The sequence below is a fragment of the Chryseotalea sp. genome, assembly GCF_057350905.1.
Genome location: NZ_JBMRCF010000002.1, coordinates 1 through 19,962, shown reverse-complemented (window position 1 = coordinate 19,962; position 19,962 = coordinate 1). Strand labels below are relative to the sequence as shown.

The 19,962-nt window shown below is 40.8% G+C and carries 24 protein-coding genes; 8 read left to right on the top strand and 16 right to left on the bottom strand.

From position 1 onward, the window contains the following. Window positions 1-23: 23 nt before the first annotated feature. The 6 genes from ACO1XM_RS05325 (at window position 24) to ACO1XM_RS05300 (ending at window position 6,312) form a co-directional block, all read left to right on the top strand. The gene (locus ACO1XM_RS05325) at window positions 24-689 is read left to right on the top strand and encodes a 50S ribosomal protein L25/general stress protein Ctc (protein ID WP_486226600.1); all 666 of its coding nucleotides are present in this window, start codon (window positions 24-26) and stop codon (window positions 687-689) included. Between the two features lie 98 nt (window positions 690-787). Further along, window positions 788-1,348 (top strand): aminoacyl-tRNA hydrolase, encoded by a 561-nt coding sequence (gene pth / locus ACO1XM_RS05320; protein ID WP_486226598.1) that lies wholly within the window; start codon window positions 788-790, stop codon window positions 1,346-1,348. Window positions 1,349-1,568: 220 nt separating this feature from the next. Then, window positions 1,569-2,051, top strand: coding sequence for a hypothetical protein (locus ACO1XM_RS05315; protein ID WP_486226596.1), 483 nt, complete (start codon window positions 1,569-1,571; stop codon window positions 2,049-2,051). A gap of 12 nt (window positions 2,052-2,063) precedes the next feature. After that, window positions 2,064-2,471, top strand: coding sequence for a hypothetical protein (locus ACO1XM_RS05310; protein WP_486226594.1), 408 nt, complete (start codon window positions 2,064-2,066; stop codon window positions 2,469-2,471). A 277-nt stretch (window positions 2,472-2,748) separates the two neighbouring features. Then, window positions 2,749-5,115 (top strand): ABC transporter permease, encoded by a 2,367-nt coding sequence (locus ACO1XM_RS05305; RefSeq protein WP_486226592.1) that lies wholly within the window; start codon window positions 2,749-2,751, stop codon window positions 5,113-5,115. A gap of 243 nt (window positions 5,116-5,358) precedes the next feature. Next, complete coding sequence (locus tag ACO1XM_RS05300; RefSeq protein ID WP_486226590.1) at window positions 5,359-6,312, top strand: hypothetical protein; 954 nt, start codon at window positions 5,359-5,361, stop codon at window positions 6,310-6,312. A gap of 144 nt (window positions 6,313-6,456) precedes the next feature. Here the strand turns inward: ACO1XM_RS05300 and ACO1XM_RS05295 are convergent, their stop codons facing one another. The 6 genes from ACO1XM_RS05295 to ACO1XM_RS05270 are packed head-to-tail and all read right to left on the bottom strand — an operon-like array spanning window position 6,457 to window position 9,084. Further along, the gene (locus tag ACO1XM_RS05295) at window positions 6,457-7,107 is read right to left on the bottom strand and encodes a DUF1801 domain-containing protein (RefSeq protein WP_486226588.1); all 651 of its coding nucleotides are present in this window, start codon (window positions 7,105-7,107) and stop codon (window positions 6,457-6,459) included. A 12-nt stretch (window positions 7,108-7,119) separates the two neighbouring features. Next, a complete protein-coding gene (locus ACO1XM_RS05290) occupies window positions 7,120-7,344 on the bottom strand; it encodes a hypothetical protein (protein ID WP_486226586.1) in 225 nt (74 codons plus the stop codon). After that, the gene (locus tag ACO1XM_RS05285) at window positions 7,334-7,747 is read right to left on the bottom strand and encodes a VOC family protein (RefSeq protein ID WP_486226584.1); all 414 of its coding nucleotides are present in this window, start codon (window positions 7,745-7,747) and stop codon (window positions 7,334-7,336) included. Before ACO1XM_RS05285 ends, ACO1XM_RS05290 begins: the two co-directional genes overlap by 11 nt. Window positions 7,748-7,756: 9 nt before the next feature. Further along, window positions 7,757-8,179, bottom strand: a complete 423-nt coding sequence (locus tag ACO1XM_RS05280) for a VOC family protein (RefSeq protein ID WP_486226582.1) — start codon at window positions 8,177-8,179, stop codon at window positions 7,757-7,759. 30 nt (window positions 8,180-8,209) lie between these two features. After that, on the bottom strand, window positions 8,210-8,659 hold the full coding sequence (locus tag ACO1XM_RS05275) for an SRPBCC family protein (protein WP_486226580.1): 450 nt from the start codon (window positions 8,657-8,659) through the stop codon (window positions 8,210-8,212). A gap of 2 nt (window positions 8,660-8,661) precedes the next feature. Continuing rightward, window positions 8,662-9,084: an SRPBCC family protein gene (locus ACO1XM_RS05270; RefSeq protein ID WP_486226578.1), complete on the bottom strand. Its 423-nt coding sequence runs from the start codon at window positions 9,082-9,084 to the stop codon at window positions 8,662-8,664. 109 nt (window positions 9,085-9,193) lie between these two features. Here ACO1XM_RS05270 and ACO1XM_RS05265 point away from each other — a divergent pair, with 109 nt between their 5' ends. Together ACO1XM_RS05265 and ACO1XM_RS05260 are read left to right on the top strand one after the other, a co-directional pair. After that, the gene (locus ACO1XM_RS05265; protein ID WP_486226576.1) at window positions 9,194-10,165 is read left to right on the top strand and encodes a GlxA family transcriptional regulator; all 972 of its coding nucleotides are present in this window, start codon (window positions 9,194-9,196) and stop codon (window positions 10,163-10,165) included. A gap of 40 nt (window positions 10,166-10,205) precedes the next feature. Beyond that, window positions 10,206-10,352, top strand: a complete 147-nt coding sequence (locus tag ACO1XM_RS05260; RefSeq protein ID WP_486226574.1) for a hypothetical protein — start codon at window positions 10,206-10,208, stop codon at window positions 10,350-10,352. Between the two features lie 144 nt (window positions 10,353-10,496). On the opposite strand, the gene ACO1XM_RS05255 is transcribed toward ACO1XM_RS05260, so the two are convergent. From ACO1XM_RS05255 to ACO1XM_RS05210, 10 genes are all read right to left on the bottom strand, one after another. Then, complete coding sequence (locus tag ACO1XM_RS05255; RefSeq protein WP_486226572.1) at window positions 10,497-10,820, bottom strand: YegP family protein; 324 nt, start codon at window positions 10,818-10,820, stop codon at window positions 10,497-10,499. A 315-nt stretch (window positions 10,821-11,135) separates the two neighbouring features. Next, window positions 11,136-11,327: a single stranded DNA-binding domain-containing protein gene (locus ACO1XM_RS05250; RefSeq protein WP_486226570.1), complete on the bottom strand. Its 192-nt coding sequence runs from the start codon at window positions 11,325-11,327 to the stop codon at window positions 11,136-11,138. 155 nt (window positions 11,328-11,482) lie between these two features. Further along, entirely contained in the window at window positions 11,483-11,653 is a 171-nt protein-coding gene (locus ACO1XM_RS05245; RefSeq protein WP_486226568.1) for a hypothetical protein, read from the bottom strand. An 89-nt stretch (window positions 11,654-11,742) separates the two neighbouring features. Further along, window positions 11,743-12,582: a hypothetical protein gene (locus tag ACO1XM_RS05240; RefSeq protein WP_486226566.1), complete on the bottom strand. Its 840-nt coding sequence runs from the start codon at window positions 12,580-12,582 to the stop codon at window positions 11,743-11,745. Window positions 12,583-12,922: 340 nt separating this feature from the next. Further along, window positions 12,923-13,333, bottom strand: a complete 411-nt coding sequence (locus ACO1XM_RS05235; RefSeq protein WP_486226564.1) for a TPM domain-containing protein — start codon at window positions 13,331-13,333, stop codon at window positions 12,923-12,925. A gap of 170 nt (window positions 13,334-13,503) precedes the next feature. Continuing rightward, window positions 13,504-14,007 (bottom strand): TPM domain-containing protein, encoded by a 504-nt coding sequence (locus tag ACO1XM_RS05230; protein WP_486226562.1) that lies wholly within the window; start codon window positions 14,005-14,007, stop codon window positions 13,504-13,506. A gap of 366 nt (window positions 14,008-14,373) precedes the next feature. Further along, a complete protein-coding gene (locus ACO1XM_RS05225; protein WP_486226560.1) occupies window positions 14,374-14,967 on the bottom strand; it encodes a hypothetical protein in 594 nt (197 codons plus the stop codon). Between the two features lie 24 nt (window positions 14,968-14,991). After that, entirely contained in the window at window positions 14,992-15,246 is a 255-nt protein-coding gene (locus ACO1XM_RS05220; protein WP_486226558.1) for a hypothetical protein, read from the bottom strand. A gap of 180 nt (window positions 15,247-15,426) precedes the next feature. Next, window positions 15,427-15,813, bottom strand: a complete 387-nt coding sequence (locus ACO1XM_RS05215; protein WP_486226556.1) for a hypothetical protein — start codon at window positions 15,811-15,813, stop codon at window positions 15,427-15,429. Between the two features lie 5 nt (window positions 15,814-15,818). Continuing rightward, the coding region (locus ACO1XM_RS05210) for a DUF6443 domain-containing protein (protein WP_486226554.1) at window positions 15,819-19,962 on the bottom strand (4,144 nt) is incomplete at its 5' end.

Sequence of the window (19,962 nt, the reverse complement as noted above, 5' to 3'; positions counted from 1 at the left end):
TTTAACTTAAACAATAAACAATTATGAAGACCATTGAGATTATAGGGTATCGAAGAGCAAATCTCGGCAAGTCAGAATCAAAAAGAATACGCGAGAACGGTGACGTTCCATGTGTATTGTACGGAGGCGACAATCAGATCCACTTCCGCTCACCCATGATTCTTTTCCGTGATTTAGTTTACACAAACGAAGCCCACTTCGTACACCTGAACATTGAAGGTGAAGAGTGCAAGGCTATTCTTCAGGAAGTACAGTTTCACCCGGTAAGTGAAATTTTATTACACGCAGATTTTCTGCGCATTTCTGATGACAGAAAAATTAAGATGGACATTCCTGTAACCTTAGTGGGTGCTGCCCCTGGTGTAGCTAAAGGTGGTTCGTTGGTTCGTAAAAGAGCTTCATTGAAAGTATATGGCTTCCCTAAGGACATGCCTGATCATATTGATGTTGATGTTTCTGGTCTTGACTTCCACCATGCTGTAAAAGTTGGTGATATGCAATTACCAGGTCTTGAATTCCTTGATCCTAAAGCTGCTGCTATTGCTGCTGTAGAAGTTAACCGCGCTGCTAAATTGGCTGCTGAAGAAGCTGCTAAGGCTGCGGAAACTGCTGCTGCTGCGCCTAAGGCTGCTGCACCTGCTGCTGCTGCCAAGGCTGCACCTGCCAAGAAGGAAGAAGGCAAGAAGTAATCAGCAGATTACAAAATTTAAAATCCCTCCTGAGCAATCGGGAGGGATTTTTGTTTTAATAGTTTTTACCTTGTGCATTCATTCACTGATCAATCGCTATGAAATACCTGATAGCCGGTCTTGGCAACATTGGTCCTGAGTACGAGTTAACACGTCATAACATTGGCTTTCTTGTGCTAGACCGTTTGGCAGAGCAGTTCAAGGTTGATTTCAGCCTGGAGCGTCACGCTTTTAAAACCGAAATTAAACACAAGGGCCGCAGCCTGCACCTGATCAAACCTACTACTTACATGAATTTGAGTGGTAAGGCTGTTGCTTACTGGATGAACGAATTAAAAATACCGAAGGAGAATTTATTGGTAATCGTTGATGACCTGGCCTTGCCGTTCGGCACTTTGCGTATGCGCCCGAAGGGCAGCGCTGCCGGACACAATGGTTTAAAAAATATTGAAGCACTCTGTGGCGGTCAGGATTATCCGCGTTTGCGATTTGGCATTGGTGATGACTTTGGCAAAGGACAACAAGTGGATTTTGTGCTGAGCAACTTCAGCAGTGCTGAGTTTAAAGAACTACCCCTTGTGATGGACCGCGCCAACGAAATGGTATTATCATTTTGTACAGCAGGCATTGCTAATACGATGAGTCAGTTTAATAAGTAGGGCAATGTTAATTGACAGTTAACAATGGGCAATTGACAATTTGCAGTAGGCAACACGTGCTGTCTACTCCCGTTTATTCGTACTAAACATATAAGCCAGATATAAATCAACAGTGTCAAGAAGTAAAAGAAGTATCAACAAACAACGAACAACCACCAACCATCCACTAGCCTACAACCTATTCAAACCAAACAGTGTCTAAGAGTTAAGACAACTTATCATGAAATTCCAAGCCCTATTTTTTGTCCTGCTTCTTTTTCTATTGATCAGCTGCAGCGATGATGCTATACAAAATGAGCTGGTGATTGGTTGCCCCACAGCAGAAATTGTACGGTATAAGCAAAGTGCCAGTACTTTACTGCTCGGTAAATGGGAATGGATCAAGACCTTTTATGTGAACCGCGCCAGTGGTGATTATGTGGAAACAAGCTACACATCAGGTAAGCAGATTTCGTATGAATTCAAAGCAGATAAAGTTATTATCACCGAAAACAATATCGTGACGGAAGAGTCTTACGAAATTGTTGTTTCTGAACTGAACGTTTCCCTTACCGAACAGTTACTCATGGTGAATTTTATAACAGCAACAGGTGAAATAAGAGAACGTAGTATCCTTCATTTAAGTACTTCAGGGCAATGTCTTACCCTGGTTAATTCATACGATGATGCCGGTGGTGATCTGAATTTTCAGAAAGTGAATTAATTTTATGCTGATATGATACGTGGCCTTCAGTCAATCATTAACAATAAGATATCCAACCCAAGAGGAATCTTTTTAGTGGATGGGATTGGGGCCACAATATCAGCCCTCTCCCTGCTGGTGGTACACTACTTTGAAGAAGTATTCGGTGTGCCTTTTACCGTATTACAATATTTGATTTTGATTGCCCTGGTTTTTGTTGGCTACTCTTTGTCTTGCTTCTTCTTTCAGGTAAAAAATTGGCAAGTATTCTTGAATATTATTGCAATAGGTAATACGCTGTACGGCTTGGTTACACTGGCACTTGTTTTTTATCTATACAATCAGTTGACTGCACTGGGCATTGCTTATTTCTTTGTTGAGCTGCTCGTTATTGCCTTACTCGTACAGCTTGAATTTACAATGGCCAATCAAAAAAACTGACAAGCCTATGAGAGGTTAGATGTTAAAAACTGTAGGTTGATAATTGTGAATTTACAATTATCAGCATATCATCGAATCAGCACATTACAGAATTGAAACGCCCGATAGCGGACATCTCCGTTCGTTTTTACATGTTACTCAGAGCTAAAAAATTCATTTTTGAATCAAAAATAAGCTTTGTGCTATGGCATTGATGTTGATTAAAGTCGTCAAGGTATACCCTTGAGGACGATGGGTATTCGTTAAAAATTTATCTAAAAAGAGAAGCCGATCAACCATGCTGAGAAATTATATCATCCTTGCCATTCGTAATCTGACCAAAAATTCAGTTTACAGCTTCATTAACATTACAGGCTTAGCAGTTGGCATTACCTGCAGTCTGCTCATTTTCTTGTGGGTACGTGATGAAGTAAGCTATGATCAGTTTCATGAAAACCGCGACCGACTGCATCAGGTGTTTATGAACCAGGAGTTCTCCGATGGCATCGGTTCTCAACAAGCCTTACCTTATCCGTTAAAAGATATTCTGAAAGAAAAATCGAGCAACATCAAGCGGGTAGCAATAACCAACTGGGGAGAAGGCAATCTGCTTACCGTAGGTGAGAACAGACTTGAAAAAATCGGTTTGAGTGCCGGAGAAGATTTTCTTCGCATGTTCAGTTTTACTATTGTAAAAGGTGATGTTCAAAATCCCCTGAAAGATCCTTCAGGCATAGTACTCACAGAATCTACGGCTAAAGCATTATTCAATGAGCAAGATCCAATTAACCAATTAGTAAAGATTGATAATAATCGTGAACAAAAAGTTGTAGCGATCATCAAAGATGTTCCGCCTCAATCAACTTTCCAATTCGATTACCTGCTCCCCTTCACTTTTTACGAAGAAACCCAATCATGGGTCAGGGAATCTAAAGACAGTTGGGAGAACAATTCATTTCGCATTTATGTTGAATTAAATGATGCAGAGGCGCTTGCCGCCACCAATCAGGACATCCAACATACAGTGAAGGAAAATAACGAGAGCGCTACTTCTGCCGCCTTGTTTCTTCACCCGATTGGCGACTGGCATTTGTATTCAAACTTTGAAAACGGAAAAGTGTCCGGAGGCATGATTGAATACGTACAGATGTTTTCGGCCATCGCCATTTTTATATTATTTATTGCCTGCATCAATTTCATGAACCTTGCCACCGCACGCTCAGAAAAAAGAGCACGCGAAGTCGGCATTCGCAAAAGTGTGGGTTCGGGCAGAAAGGAATTGATTTATCAATTCATCGGAGAGTCAATTTTTATAACTTTTGTTGCCTTTCTGCTGGCGTTGGTGCTGACTGAACTGTTGCTTCCATTTTATAATGCTATTGTCGGCAAAAAATTATTTATAGACTACACTAATGGTATGCTGTGGCTTTTGGCAATAGGGCTGATACTGGTTACTGGTATTGTGGCCGGAAGCTATCCGGCATTTTACCTCTCAGGTTTTAATCCGGTAAAAGTATTAAAAGGAAAAGTACAGATCGGTAAAGGCGGCAGTACACCCAGGAAAGTATTGGTGGTACTGCAATTCAGCTTCTCCATTCTTCTTATTATTTCTACCATAGTCATCTATAAGCAAATACAATTTGTGAAAGCACGTGACATCGGTTACAACAAAGAGAACCTGATGCTGGTGTGGACCACCCGCGAAATTGAAACCAGTTTTCAAACCATACGTGAAGAGTTGGTACGAACAGGTGCTGTGCAGTCTGTTTGCAAATCAAACAGTCCTATTACCCGAATATTCTCAAGCAACAGTGTAGATTGGCCAGGAAGACCAGAAGGCCCACCAGTTTCATTTACCACCATTGCCACTGAATATGATTATACTAAAACCATGGGCATTAAATTGCTGGAAGGTCGCGATTTTTCGCCTGAGTTTAAAAGTGATACTGCTGCTGTACTGATTAACAAAGAAGCAGCCAACAGAATTGGTAAAGAAAATTTAGTAGGAGAAACACTTAACTTCTGGGGCAGTAGCTTCACCATTATCGGTGTGATGGAAAACGTAATTATGGGTTCTCCCTATCAACCAATTGATCCGCTAATTATGGTGTACTCACCTGATTGGTCGAGCACCATTACGGTTCGACTCGAGGCCACCAACGATTTACCCGGTGCTATTGCCAGAGTAGAATCTGTATTTAAAAAATACAATCCGGCCTATCCTTTCTCTTATCGTTTTGCTGATACAGAATTTGACGGGAAGTTTTCGAATATCAATCTCATTAGCAAACTCGGCTCAAGTTTTTCTGCATTGGCTATTCTTATTACCTGTCTTGGACTTTTTGGACTGGCTGCTTTCACAGCGGAACAACGCACCAAAGAAATTGGTATACGCAAAGTAATGGGCGCCTCTGTCAATAGCCTGGTGTTGCTCATCAACAAAGATTTCAGTCGACTGGTTATACTTTCATTTCTTTTTGCTGCACCCTTGTCCTGGTACTTTACAAGCTGGTTTTTAGAGCGCTACCCTTACCATACAGAGATTCCTTGGTGGGTGTTGCCTTTGGCAGGCGGACTCGCTTTGTTACTGGCCGTGAGCATCGTTAGTATTCAGGCACTTAAAGCTGCCTTTAGTAATCCAACCAAATCGCTGAGAAGCGAATAATAGCAAGCGGGTTTGGACATGGTAAATTACTGTATCAATGTCGTTTAGTTAAACCTTTTTTATAGCCTCACCTCCATTCCTCTCCAGAGGAGAGGATGAATATGGACTCTTAACTAAACGACATTGAATTACTATATCCAAACCCTTTCCTGGATTTAAACAGCGAGTACTCAAATAATTTCATTGAGTCTTGCCGTTAATTAAAAAGCTTTTGAATATCTTGTCAATACTAGACAAGCCCTCATGCGTATCTTAATAATTCTCGTTTTGTTAATCAGTCAGACTGCACTGGCTCAAAAAAAATATCAACTCACCAGCAAGGACACCCTCATTACCTACAGCATTGCTATACGCAATGTTGTATCGGGGCCCATGCATGATAATCATGCTGCGGAGCTGGAAAATCTGGTTGAAACTGTTTTCAAAGCACTCCCCTTTCCTGCGCAACCCTACAGCCAGTTTCGCTCTAATAGCAGCGAAGCCATGCAGATTGGCAAACATAGTTATGATGAAATTGAATACCATACTTTTTTGCTCTATAACCTTGATTCTGCATCGCTGTTGAATTTAAAAGCAAGAACAAAATTTGGAATACTTGCACTAGCGGCTCACATGGCAGGGCACCACGGCTTTAATCATTTAATGCCCTGGCTGGATAATAATGCTTCGTTAAAAATTCTGCGCTCGGATTATATGGCAGGATGGTTGCTCGCCAAATTCAATGCCAGTGAAAGTGATTTGACTAAAACATTAGAGGCCATGCTTGCCGGACAAGTGCCTCAAAATGATTTTCCTGTATTGAAAGAAAGAATGGCAGCCTTAAAACTTGGTTACACCATGGCAAAGCAAAATCCTGCGAGTCCTTTACGAAGTATTGAGAGCAATGAAGACCTGGATAAAACATGGGAACGCCAGTGGAGCCGCAGTGTGCCTGCTCCAGCTACCATAATACCTTTTGATGCATCATCAACAAATGGAAAACTATTTCTGGATATGAAAGGACAGTTATTACTTGAGAAAGATGGAAAACACCTTGTTATTGCAAGAGCAATGCCCTCAAAAGATAATCGATATGCTTATTTATTGTACGACAATACTCTTCACTATTGGCTGATTGGTAAAGATGGAACTGTAACAACAAAAGAAGGAGGACGCGTATTGGGTAATTTTAATATTGCACCGTTGCGGGAGAACTAGTTGATCGTTATTGGTTGATTGGAGAGCGATTCGTTAATTTCCAGTAGTGGCTTTAAGGCGCAGGCCTTATGATAAAGCTTCGAGCATCAAGCCTCGAGCATCGAAGCTTCGAACATCGAAGCTCTGGTCTCAAACATAGAAGCTTTACTTTTTAAAAGCCAGGCCCTTTTCTTTCAGCGCCTTTCGCATTATTGGCAGGGCACTGGGGCCTACACCATGCAATTTTAAGATATCTGCTTCTTTATACTTTGCTAGCTGTGTCAGGCTTTTAATGCCCGCATTCAGTAAAGCGCGTGTTGCCGGTGCCGACAATTTTTCAATAAAACCCTCTGCTGCTTTATTTTTCTGTTCGCATATAGGGCACGTTGGGCAATCGCTGCTTTTATAAAACTGATGTCCTTGCTTACAAATTCTTAATTGTGCCTTTCGTTCTTTTTCGGCTGCCTTATCATAGTTCTCCTGCAGTCTGTACTTAACTATCCTCCTAATTAGTGTTAATGGCAAGGGCTTATCCAAGGGCAGGCGTATGGCACCCTTTGAATATGCATACGCCTTTAGTTCTTGTGTAAAGGCTGCAATGCCGGAAGAGGAAGGATAAAAACCAATATGACCTTTGTATCCGGCAAAGTAAACAAGGTTACCCTTGGCATAAAAACAGGGCATGCCATAACTTATACGCTCAGTAGCTTCAGGTGCTGCCGCCTGAATGGTTTTACGCATGGCCTGTAATAACTTTTGTGTTGAAACGGGGAACTCCTTCAGATACGCATCGATCGATTCTACTTGCTTCATCATAAGTTTATATTTTTAAACCAGCACTTCACACTGATGTCCCAAGGCCTTTATCATTTTCGTCACTTCTTCAACCGGTATCTGACTATGTTCTATGCGTAAAATTCTGTCGCAGTCCTCCAGATCAATATTGATTTTCGCTGCCGGATACATAACATGCAAAACATTACTGACCAAACTCGATTCCTGTTGACTATCAATACTTGTCTTAAATACCTCAACTACCTTATTAGTCTCCATCCGCATGACAAAAAATTGTCCAATAGTGTCCATACTTATCCGTAAGTGAAGTTAGCCATGCATTATCTGAAGTCCTGTTCAAGTCTTGAATAAGAACACCGCCATCCAGTAATTTAGTCATCACATTTTTTACTTCTTCATGTGTAGCACAGTTCAACATAAAAGTTACCGTATTTCCCTTTACTAAAGTGTCATCATAACTTAAATCACTTGCCTTCAATGTAAACGAATCTTTAATCAGCGTGGCCTGCATAACCATTCGACTAAGGGCATCAGGCCACTGATACTGAACAGGCACATCTTCCACCGTTTGAAATGTAAGCTCACCTCCCAGACAAGCCTGATAAAAAATCATGGCTTCTCTGCAATTACCATTAAATAATAAATAAGGTGTTAGTAGCACAACAACAGATCAGGCTTTCAACAAGGTGGCGATATCAAATTTCTTCATCTGCATAAAAGCTTGCACAACACGTTGCGAACGATTCGGATCCGTCATCAGCTGGCTTAAAATACGAGGTACTATTTGCCACGATAATCCATATTTATCCTTCAGCCATCCACACATGCTTTCACTGCCGCCTGCTGTCAGTTTATTCCAGAAGTAATCAATCTCTTCCTGGGTGTCGCATTCAACTACGAAAGAAACAGCTTCATTAAAGGTAAAATGAGGTCCGCCATTCAAGCCCATAAACTGCTGTCCGTTCAATTCAAAGTTTACCACCATGGGTGTGTTGCTTGTTATTTTTGAATTGGTAAATACAGAACAATAAAAATTAGCGGCTTCAAGCGCATTGCCATTAAACCATAAGCAGGGGTGTATCGGATTATTCATATACCTTTCATTTTTAAACTGATAAGACAATTAACGTTCAGCAATCGACTTTAACTTCGCCAGGGCCCTGGGCCAGACTTCTGAAAAGAAGCCTTTATATTCTTCGTTGCTGTCTACCTCTATTGTAAGCTTTGTCCCTTCTGGTACGGCTTTAAAAATATAATCCTCATGTGCTCCTGCCCACGCTTCTATTTCTTTGCCAGTAGTTATTTCTTCTTCTCCGTTCAATACTCCGTAGTGTTCAATACTGATGAATTCGTTTGGAATATTTTCTGCAATTCGTGCTACCATTCCTCCACGTTTCCCATCTTCGCTGGTGCCTACAAACAAAATTTTCGAACCCTTTTCCCAGGTGCCCTCATAAAATGAGGTTGGGTTAAACTCACTGGTCCATTCACGATACGTTTTATCTGCCAGCATGTCCTTGAAAACTTTTTCCGGACTTGCTTTAATTACAATATCAAAGTGTAGCTTTTCCATAATTAGGATTCAGTATATTTTTTAAAATTATCCAATATGGCTTGCCAGCCATCTCTTTGCATGTCAATAGAATTGGTTTGTTCGGCATCAAAGGTTTCAATCACTTCAACTGCATTACCTTTGGGTGTAAACGTAACATCTACCCTTCTGCCATCCGACATGGCATAAACCAGTCTCTTGCCTGGTACAACCGTTTCGTACACGCCCTCAAAGTCAAAACCCATGCTGCCATCTTTAGCCTCCATGCGCGATGTAAACTTACCTCCCGCACGCAAGTCGTTGGTCGCGCGTGGTGTATGCCAATCATCCGATGCAGCATTCCATTTAATGATGTGCTTCGGCTCTGTCCAGCATTCCCATACTTTTTCTGTGCTTGCATTTACCAAAGCCTTAATCGTGATGCTTACAAATTTGTTTGTTTCCATGGTTATTTAGTTTGCTTATACAAATATCAGGGGAATACGCGGTTTATCCGCTGTAGAGAAACGACAATAGAGGGGTGTTTTGCGACACTAATTATTGTAAATTCGCTTCATGAAAACAATCAGCATCCTTGTTCCTGAGTCATCGGTGCCACAGGCCATTGCCGATCCGCAATACCTCTTCAGCACTGTAAACCATTTTCTAATGGCTTCGGGCAAACCAGCACTCTTCAATGTACAACTAGTGGGGCATGCAAAAGAAGTAAAACTAAACGCAGGTTTATTTTCAGTGCATGTCGATAAGCAAATTAGTGAAGTAGAACAAACAGACCTCGTTTTTATTCCTGCCCTCTTTGGTAATATGCAACAAGCCATCGCGCAAAATAAGGCACTGCTTCCCTGGATCAACGAACAATACAACAAAGGTGCAGAAGTTGCTTCGCTTTGTGTTGGTGCTTTTTTACTCGCCTCCACAGGCTTACTGAATGGTAAAAAATGTTCTACCCATTGGGGCTTCAGTTCCGAATTCAGGCAGTTATTTCCTGAGGTGGAATTAGTAGACGGCAGCATTGTAACAGAAGAGAACCGCATTTACTCCAGTGGTGGTGCTAACTCCTATTGGAATTTACTTTTACACCTGGTGGAGAAATACACCGATCGCGAAACTGCCATACTGGCCTCCAAATATTTTGCGATTGATATCGACAGAAATAGTCAGGCAGCCTTTGCCATGTTTAAGGGACAAAAAGAACATAAAGATGATGTAATTAAAAAAGCGCAGGAGTTTATCGAACAGAATATTCATGAGCGCATTAGTGTAGAGAGCCTGGCCGATCAATATGGTGTAGGCAGACGAACCTTTGAGCGCAGGTTTAAAACAGCTACCAACAACTCAGTGCTTGAATACATCCAACGCATTAAAATAGAATCAGCCAAGCGCTGTTTTGAGAGTAGCCGGAAAAATATCAATGAAGTAATGTACGATGTTGGCTATACTGACACAAAAGCCTTTCGCACCATCTTTAAAAAGATAACAGGGCTAACGCCTTTAGAGTACCGGAATAAGTACAGCAAACAGAATTAAATTTCAAATTCAAAATTTCAAATCTCAAATTTTGAATCGTATGAGCAGCCTCTCGTGCCTCGAGCCGGGTCACGCGCTTCGCGTGGCTGCAATCTTTTTGCCCCATGCTGATACCCTGCAGCAAAAAGGATTTACGCTGCTATCCCTGCTGCGAATGCGTGTAAAAAATATACGCGAGACACCATAAAAAGAATGCGATATTTAAAATTGATCGTATAGCGGGATTAAAATCCCGCATCATCAATAGTTCGACATGCGCTTCGATAACATGTCGAACAGCTTGGCTTTATTCGCTAAACCAGGCATAATACATTTAAAGCAATAAATAGACTTACCCTTCCATAGTAGCAGAAGGCGCATTACTCATGACAGAGGCAATGCCATTTTCCATGGAAGTAGCGCTTTCATACATTTCGCTCGTACCAATCACCAGACCATTTGCAGCCTTAAGGTTAAAGTAATGTTTCCCATTAGTCGATTTGTTTCGCTCAAAGTTAGCATCCACCTGCGAATTCTCGCGCACAGAAGCTATGCCATTCTCGCAATTAGCGCGAGACGAATATCCCTGACTTGTTAAAATAATTTGGTGGTTAGCTGCCTTTAAATTGAACTGAAACTCACCATTAGCACGTGTTGTGATCTCAAATTTTCCCATAGTATAAATGTGTTTCTACAATTTACGAAAGATTCCTTTAGGGAGACCGTTAGGATTTGTCATTAACCCTTGGGGAGAAAGACAAAACAGTACTCCATCTTTTAAAAGCTTTAAAACACGCTGATTAGTCAGTTTTCAATTTTAACACAGTTGAAATATTCATCAAAAATTAACTTAACCGAAGACTGATCTTAGTTTATACTAAAGACTACCCGCAATCCTGACAATTGCTTCCATGCTGATCTTTGGAATATGGCACAAGTCTCACACATGCTGAAGACTTGCGCCAGATGGGGTTTTATTATTTCTCGCGTACTAACCTGGCTTAAAATCTGTGGACAAAACTTCCTCTATCTTCAATGTTCCAACTCTTGTGTGAGGTACACCAAAAAACACTAAATCACCTTCTTTTAAAGTTAAAGCGACTTGTGAATTCATCGCAGAAAATTCCACCGTTGCTGTTTCACCGGGATAAACTTTTCCTGTAGAGTTGTACACTTTTTCCATTCTACAAGCCGTGAAATTAGAATCATCTCGCCATAAAGAAAATTGACTACCAACTCCTAAAATCGATTCACTAAATATGATTTTTCCATCTCAATAGTAAAATCTCCTTTAAACAAACTTGATTTACTCCAATCAACCTCCATTAGTCGCATATTTTACTTGCCATTGTTATTGATACAGTAATCTTCCCCAAACTGGCGCAAGTCTTTGGCATTGCGCAAAAGCACGCGCGAGACTTGTGCCTTGTTATACATAAACCAATCAACAACAGAACAAATTACAAAATAATACCCACCTAAATTATGAAATTTATATTCGGTACTCATGAAGCAGAAGATACCAACTTATTGAATATGGCATAAGTCTCACACATGCCTGCGCACATGCTGAAGACTTGCGCTAGATGGGGGAATTATTATTTATTAAACATATTTTTCATATGCTCAATTCTCTTACTCCTTATTTCAAGATCTTCTTCTTTCGAAGTGTTTGGATCAATAAGCTTAAGTTCATCTTGCAAATATCTTTCATCGTGAATATTGAGAGTAAGAAAAATTTCTACAGTTTGATTTTCAAGCGAACACTTAAAATTAATTTCATTGTCTTTGTTTGATATGACGAGCAGGTTATTATCAACCCATTTGATATTTTTTACAATACTTAAAAATTCGTCTTGCTGTTGTGCGACTTTTGTAAGCACTCCTTTTTGAATTTTCCCGCCTGTATCTTTTACCTCAAGAAAAATTCTGCTGTAATCTTTATCTACCCTTACACTTAGTGAAGCACTGTGCTTTTTATCAGGTGATGACTTCGGGGCCACAAGAAGATATTCGTTTATAAAGTTAGAAACTATCACCTTTGAGTAAGCTTCAGTAAAAATTTCAACCGGCCAACCAAATTGCTTTGATGCTTCTATTAATGTCTTCGACATAAAATCCAGAAGGATTTTATACCTATTAATTTGGTTCTCCTCTTTATTAAAAGATGTCCATTCAAAGTATTTGTAGATTAGGCAAACTTTAGTAAGCCAATTGGCAGAACTAATCCCTTCCTTTTTATTAGAATCTACTATAAAGATTGTAATCTTTCGTAGATTTTTTGGATGCCAGTCAGACAAAAATCTCGTAAATAATCTCGCTACAAATACCATTTCCGTGCTATAACGTTCAACCAATTCTCTGGTCTCAATAGACGGTTCTGAAGTTTCACCATAATTCTCAGGGTTTATTCCAAATTCAACGAAAATAAAGCTCATAATACATTAAGGTCTAAATTGTAGTGGAGGCCTATTACCATATTGACTGATATAGGCATCAACTAATTGCTTTTCCATATTTAATGCTGATTGCCTACCAAACTGGCACAAGTATTTGGCCTTGCGCAAAAGCTTGCGCGAGACTTATGCCTTGTTATACATAAATCAATAAACAACGGAACAAATTACAAAATAATACCAACTGGTTTATGAAATTTATATTCTCTACTCACAAAGTAGAAGACACCAACTTATTGAATAGGGCACAAGTCTCACACATGCCTACGCACTAGGCTAAAGACTTGCGCCAGATGGAAGATGGGCGGAATTAAGGATGATTTTATTTCAGAATACTTTCAAGATGTATTAATGATTTATAAAGTCCTTGATAAGTGAAATCTTGTTTAAACTCAGGTATCATAATATTGTCCATAATAATAATAGCCCTATCATTAGTAACAATCCTCTCTAAACCTTCACCAATTTCTATTCTGGCTAAGCGATCTTGGTAAGCAACAGAGATTAAAATCCCCTCACTCTGTTCAACTCCTCCCAAACGAATTTTCTTAGCGATATTGATTGAATAATCAATTATATCCCTTCCTCCCAAAGAGTTAATTAAAACTATTGCAATTTGGTAACTAGTACTATCTTCGATTCTTTGAATGATTTTTAAGAGTTCTTTCCCAAACTGGCGCAAGTCTTTGGCATTGCGCAAAAGCACGCGCGAGACTTGTGCCTTGTTATACATAAACCAATAAACAACGGAATAAATTACAAAATAATACCACCTGGTATATGAAATATATATTCGGTAATCATGAAGTGGAAGATACCAACTTATTGAATATGACACAAGTCTCGCACTTGCCTACACATATGCTGAAGACTTGCGCAAGATGGGCGGAATTAAGGATGATTTTATTTCAGAATACTTTCAAGATGTATTAATGATTTATAAAGTCCTTGATAAGTGGAATCTTGTTTAAACTCAGGTATCATAATGTTGTCCATAATAATAATAGCCCTATCATTAGTAACAATCCTCTCTAAACCTTCACCAATTTCTATTCTGGCTAAGTGATCTTGGTAAGCAACAGAGATTAAAATCCCCTCACTCTGTTCAACTCCTCCTAAACGAATTTTCTTAGCGATATTGATTGAATAATCAATTATATCCCTTCCTCCCAAAGAGTTAATTAAAACTATTGCAATTTGGTAACTAGTACTATCTTCGATTCTTTGAATGATTTTTAAGAGTTCTTTCTCCTCACTAAATGTCAGTAAGTTAGCACTATCCATAACTCCGTCAATTCCGCCATTACTCTTATCAAGAGTCGAATTATAGCTTTCTTTTTTCTCTTTACAACTAAAGGCCAAAAGAGTTGCGGTAACTACAAAAAAATGAAATATTCTAAATACCATCTAAAAATAAATTTAATCCCCAAACTAGCGAAAGTCTTTGGCATTGCGCAAAAGCTTGCGCGAGACTTGTGCCTTGTTATACATAAACCAATCAACAACAGAACAAATTACAAAATAATACCAACTGGTTTATGAAATTTATATTCTCTACTCACAAAGTAGAAGACACCAACTTATTGAATAGGGCACAAGTCTCACACATGCCTACGCACTAGGCTAAAGACTTGCGCCAGATGGGGTGGTTAAGGAGGTATGCTCAAGAACTTGATGATATTAATCCAAATGTTTTAATGTAAATACCTAGCGCAATCGCTGGGCTTTGTAGTTTATTTCAAGAGCCGTAGCGAGACGCTACGACCAGAGGGTTCATTTCCTAATCAGTTCATACTCATTCTGAATAAGACTATCTTGTTTAATACTATAACCACATGGTAAATAATCAAGAATAAATGAACCGACCCTTGTTCTAACTTCAAGGTTGCTATCACAGTTCCTCAATACTTCCCATAGAGGTGGATTAAAATCTTGGCCATCATTTGCTAATGATAAATCATATTCCTTTATAACTTCATCAAGTTCTGTTTTGATTCCATATGATGAAAAAAACTTGTGTCCTCCAAGAAACAATAAAACAACCGCATTGTCTTCATTAATGAAATAGTAATCAGGCTGATCTGTGGTAAACACTTTTTGGCGAGCTTGGGTGATATAATAGAACTGGCGAATACCGTCATTGTAAAACCGTATAACAAGTAATCGTTCATGAACGTCAACTTTATTCACTGCTATATATTTCGAGATCAGCGAATCTAATGATTTATCCTCTAACACAATTCCATACCGTTTATCCAAATACACTGTCTTTGCGGATTGCTCATCCTCACGAGTACAACGGGAGCATATAAAAATGAGGGCTCCAACAAATAAAGACAGTGATAAAAATTGAGAGCTTAACTTCATACTGAATTTTAAATTTTAGTCCGTCTACTTAATAAATCTAAAAAGACTGTCAGAGAGATATCCTTTAATAATATCACTAGTCATTCCACTGATTGAGTGTCTTTCAGGTGCCAAATTCACATTGATTAAACTGTAAGCACGATCGGAGAGCACAACTCCGGGAATGCCCTGTTGTCGGGTATTATAAATATCATCGCCAGATGGGAAAAACACCCCAAACTGGCGCAAGTCTTTGGCCTTGCGCGAAAGCATGCGCGAGACTTGTGCCTTGTTATACATAAACCAATAAACAACGGAACAAATTACAAAATAATACCACCTGGTTTATCAAATTTATATTCGGTACTCATGAAGCAGAAGATACCAACTTATTGAATAAGGCACAAGTCTCACACATGCCTAAGCACATGCTGAAGACTTGCGCCAGTTGGGGAAGACTTGCGCCAGTCGGGTAGGGACTTATTTCTTATAATAAAACATTTTATGCTCAGGGGCATACATTAGCCTAACTTCATCCTCCTTTGTAATATCTACAGTTGAGTGCCAGATACCAGGCGGATTATCTGGCCCTTCGTCATTGAAGAAAATAAAATCCTCAAAGGTGATTTGATTTGTAAGTGAGTCATACTTCCATGATCCTTTAGATTCAAATATCCTTTCATTACTTGAGGTGTATTTATGGTGATACTTTCCATTCTCAAATAAGAACAATGAATCACGATTACTCCTGTTGGTGAAACAATATCTTCCCGGTAACATCTTTTCGTCCACATCTTTCTTCTGTGCACATCCAAGAGTAGCAAACAAAAGCAAGCAGACAATTGAAATCGTCAATCTGTTATCCATACTCATCATTTATTAGGGACTATCCATATGAATCTTTGATAGATATTTCCCATAGGAGTAATCTGACCAGGAACTCTAGGAATATCATCGGTGGAATCATAACCACCGGAGTATTTTCCTGTGGTGTTATTTAGAATAAAGACGGTACCTGCTGATGAGGGGATGATACTAATTCGAGCGCTGCCTACAAACTGCTCCATCATGTTTAGTCCAGCAAGCGGAACATGGGCAGGTGAGAACTCAATATGCTCGCGTATTAATGGCTTTTGCCCTCCGTTAATAAACCTGATAATTGCTTGTGAAACAATTGTCGACCTCTTCATTGCTTCAGTCATCGGATGACCATCTAGAAATAAACTTCTTTCAGGACCATTACCGGACAAAAATTCGGAAGTCAGAGTAGACCAGTCAACATTGTTTCCTCTAACGGAATAGTATGAATTTGCTAAAAACTCATCCTTGAATCCGAAAGGGTCTCCTTGCGTTTGTTGCTCCGCACCCTCACCACTTTTCTTCTTCTCCGGATCAGTTTCCGAATCAGAAGCTGTAGTCGTTGTCGAGCTAGTAGAGGCTTCTGAGGAACCCTTCTCATCATTCTGCTTTTTCTTCTCAGGGTCTGTTTTTTTGCTAATACTCGATTTCATACCATTTAGAACGGCAGCAATTTCATCAGTATCAGTAGTTATCACCCCACCCTTCGCAGATTTTGCCCACATACCATCTGGGTCTATAAAACGAATAGGGTTATTAAAAGCATACGTATAAGGAGACCATCTTCTACCCAATTCTGCAAGTGGATCCACATGATTCCAACGTGCAATAGTTGGATCATACATTCTGGATCCATAATCTAACAAACCAATGTTTAATTCATCTTGTAGTTCCTTTCCATTATACAAGTAATTATTCTTTGTCGAGTTCTCTCGTGAATAATTATTAAACGTTAAACCAAAAGGATAATAATCTGCTGTCTGCACAATCGCTTCCAGGTGCTCCACAGCAAAATCATCAAAGTATACTTCCTTTCCGGTTTCTTCCATCGAAAAATAAATATACACAAATCCGTGTTGTTCTATTTCTATCTCAGGCATTTCCAAACGCTCATGAGGTACCATGTTGCCACTTTCCTTAGCCACGTCTGTCATTCTTCTAAAACCACTCTTGGCAGCAATAGGATTAAAGTTTGCATCAAACACAATCCAGTTTAAATAGGCTTTCGGACCCGTGCCATTGTCATTCGATTTGCTCAACAAGCCGCTGTAGGGAATCGTAGAACCACCTGTGCTTCCATACGCACCCCCGTCAATAACAGTACCCGGTGCGGCAGTACCATTGGCGATGGCTGCCAGTAAGTCGTTGAGTGTGCTTGTCCAGTTGCTGGCATTCGGGTCTATATACTTAGCATACACCTCAGCGCTCACTTTGTCGCCAGGCGCCACCTGCAAGGATTTGGCCAGGCCATAAGTTTCGCTGCTGCTGCCTGTTAAACGTACAGCATAGTGCGTACTGCCTCCGGGTGTATGGTCGAACAGTACAGCATTCACTTTTCGCACATCATCATATTTCAGGAATTGAGCTACCTCCTCCGTCTCATTCGCTGTCTCCATCGTAGCGGTAACTGTCTGCGCCTGTGCATTAAAGGTTATGCGCACGTTACCTAAATGATCTTTGAGGTGGTACTGGTAGGTGGCCTCTCCTGAGGAGAGGGATAGGCGGCCTTCTTCGTGTTGAATAATTTTAATGGTATCGTTTTCAATGATCAACTCCCCTACATAGTTTTTTGTTTTTTCCGGACTGGCTGTGCCTACAGTATCTACTTCCTGTTTCAGTTTTTGCCCTGTTGCAGTATAATGATACACAATCCTGTCTCCGTTTTGGTGTAACACTTCGCGCGGCAGGTTCAGTGTGTTGTAGCTGATGGATACTATTTTCTTATTGGCATCGCTTTTCATGTTACCGTTGGCATCATAGGTATACTCTGTGGTGGTCATGCTTCCATCCTTAAAACCGGCATTGTCATTACCACTGTCATCTACTTTTTTCAATTGATTACCCACATAGCTGTAGGTAAGGTTATCCATCAGGGTAGCCGTGGCATCATGTCGCTGAAGTTGTTCGATATTGCCATTCAAGTCATACTGCAGGCCACCTTCTTTAAAGGCATTGTGCATAGGAGTAATCCAGCTACCTGCCTTCTCTTTCGCGTGGGCATTCTTTAAACGATACAAGGTATCATATTCATAGACATAAGCACGTTGTTTAATGGTGCTATAGCCCATGTTTTCACTCCATCGTGTGGCTGAAATATTACCGTTGAACAAGGCACTGTTGCCCAGCGAAGCATCCACTGAATTGTAATTCAATTCAAAACCAAAGTAATCTTTTGCTTCATTGGCTTGTAGTGTAAGTGCTGCATCGTTAATTGCAGTAAGCCAGCCCCGGATGTTGTAGGTGTAGTCTACGCTTTGTGCAAAACTGCTGCCGTTGTCTTCACTGTGCAGCTTCTTATCTATAAGCTGGCCTAATGCATTATATTCATTCTTTGCGAGCAGAACCGAATCCTGCGCATTCACCTTATGCCAGGTTTCTGTCAGGCGACCTGCTGCATCGTAGACCAGGCTTCGCTGCGTGCTTACGGCAGTGGTACTGGTGCTCGTGGTGGTTTTTGTCTGCACCAGTTTTACAAAATCATATTTGTTAGTGGTGCGTACTGTTCCGCCCACATGGTTTTGCATCACTACCTGTATAGGACGGTACTTATCGTCATAGTAGGTAACTGTCCATAAATAATCTGCACTGTTCAATATATTTACTTTGGTGGCAGTTACCTGTCCGCGTAAACGATCAAAGTATGCAGCGCGCTGGCCTGTCAGGTGGTCGTCATCAAAATTGTAAGCGGCACCTGCCAGGATACTGAAGTCGTAGTTGTCGTAGAAAGTAACCGAGTGCACAGTAAGGTTAGCGGACGGGAATACATTGGTGGTGGTGTAGCCGTGTGGTTGCGCTGCACTAAAGGTCTCGGTAAAAGCCGCGGTGCTGATGTTGGCACTCATCTGCTGTTGCGTTTGTGGTGAAGTGTGGGCGTAGAGGCCTGTTACTACGGGCCTGTTCAGTGCATCGTACTTGGTAAAGCTCCATTGGTTTTGTGTGCGCTGGTTGCCGTCTTGCGTAAGCACTAATCTGTCTCTGTTATCGTACACCATGTACACCGGTTCGGCACCGGGCACTTTTTTCATCACTAGGCGCTTGCGTCCATCATAGTGGTAGCGGAAGGCCCAGCGTTTCAAGAAGGCTTCTTTCGCATCAGCCTGTGCATTAAAAAATTCAGCGTTCAGGCGTTTTGTTGCTTCTGGCGGCAATACACAAGTCAGGTTACCTCTGTCATCGTAGATGTAGTAGGTACTGGCGTAGTCCGTATTATTAATCTGTGTTTCATTATTTGTTGCCTGTACGCGTTTCAGCAGCATGCGTCCGTTCTTGTCGGTATATTGAATAACAATGCGCTGCTGCTCGTCTCTCATTTTATTTTTATAGAGTTGATTGGCTGCATAATAAGTATTACCTGTACCCGCGCTGATGCTGGCAAAACTTGTATCCTGTACGGGTTGTACTACAGACCAAAGCCACACTTCTCCGCTTGCGTTAAAATCATTGTCGTACTTAATGGTATGATCGGGCGAATCGAAAGTATTATTGCTGTCGGGCTGCCAGTCAAGGCCCGGTGCGCCTTGTTTAATCATCCGGCTCAGGGGTGAGTTCTCCAACACCGTCACCGAAAAGGGTGCCGCATCATGGGCTACTGTGCTGGCGTTGCTGTAAAAATTCAACTGATCTGCAAAAGCCGTAGGCTGGTAGCGGCCATCTGCCGAGGTGTGGGCGTAAGGCAAATATTTTTTTACCTCGCGGCCGTAGGCATCGTACTCAACAGGTTGTATCAGGTCAGCACCGTTACCTGCCGCACCTAAACTTACTGATTGCACCGGGCGACCCAATCCATCAAAATAAGTGGTGCTCAATGTAAACTCACTTGCTTCCAATTGATAAACGTCTAGCTGATCTTCAGCCAGTGGCACATTAAACGTTGTGCTGCGAATGTAGTTCATATCAACAATCGGATTGTTGAGTGTTCCGTCAATATCAATATCGCCC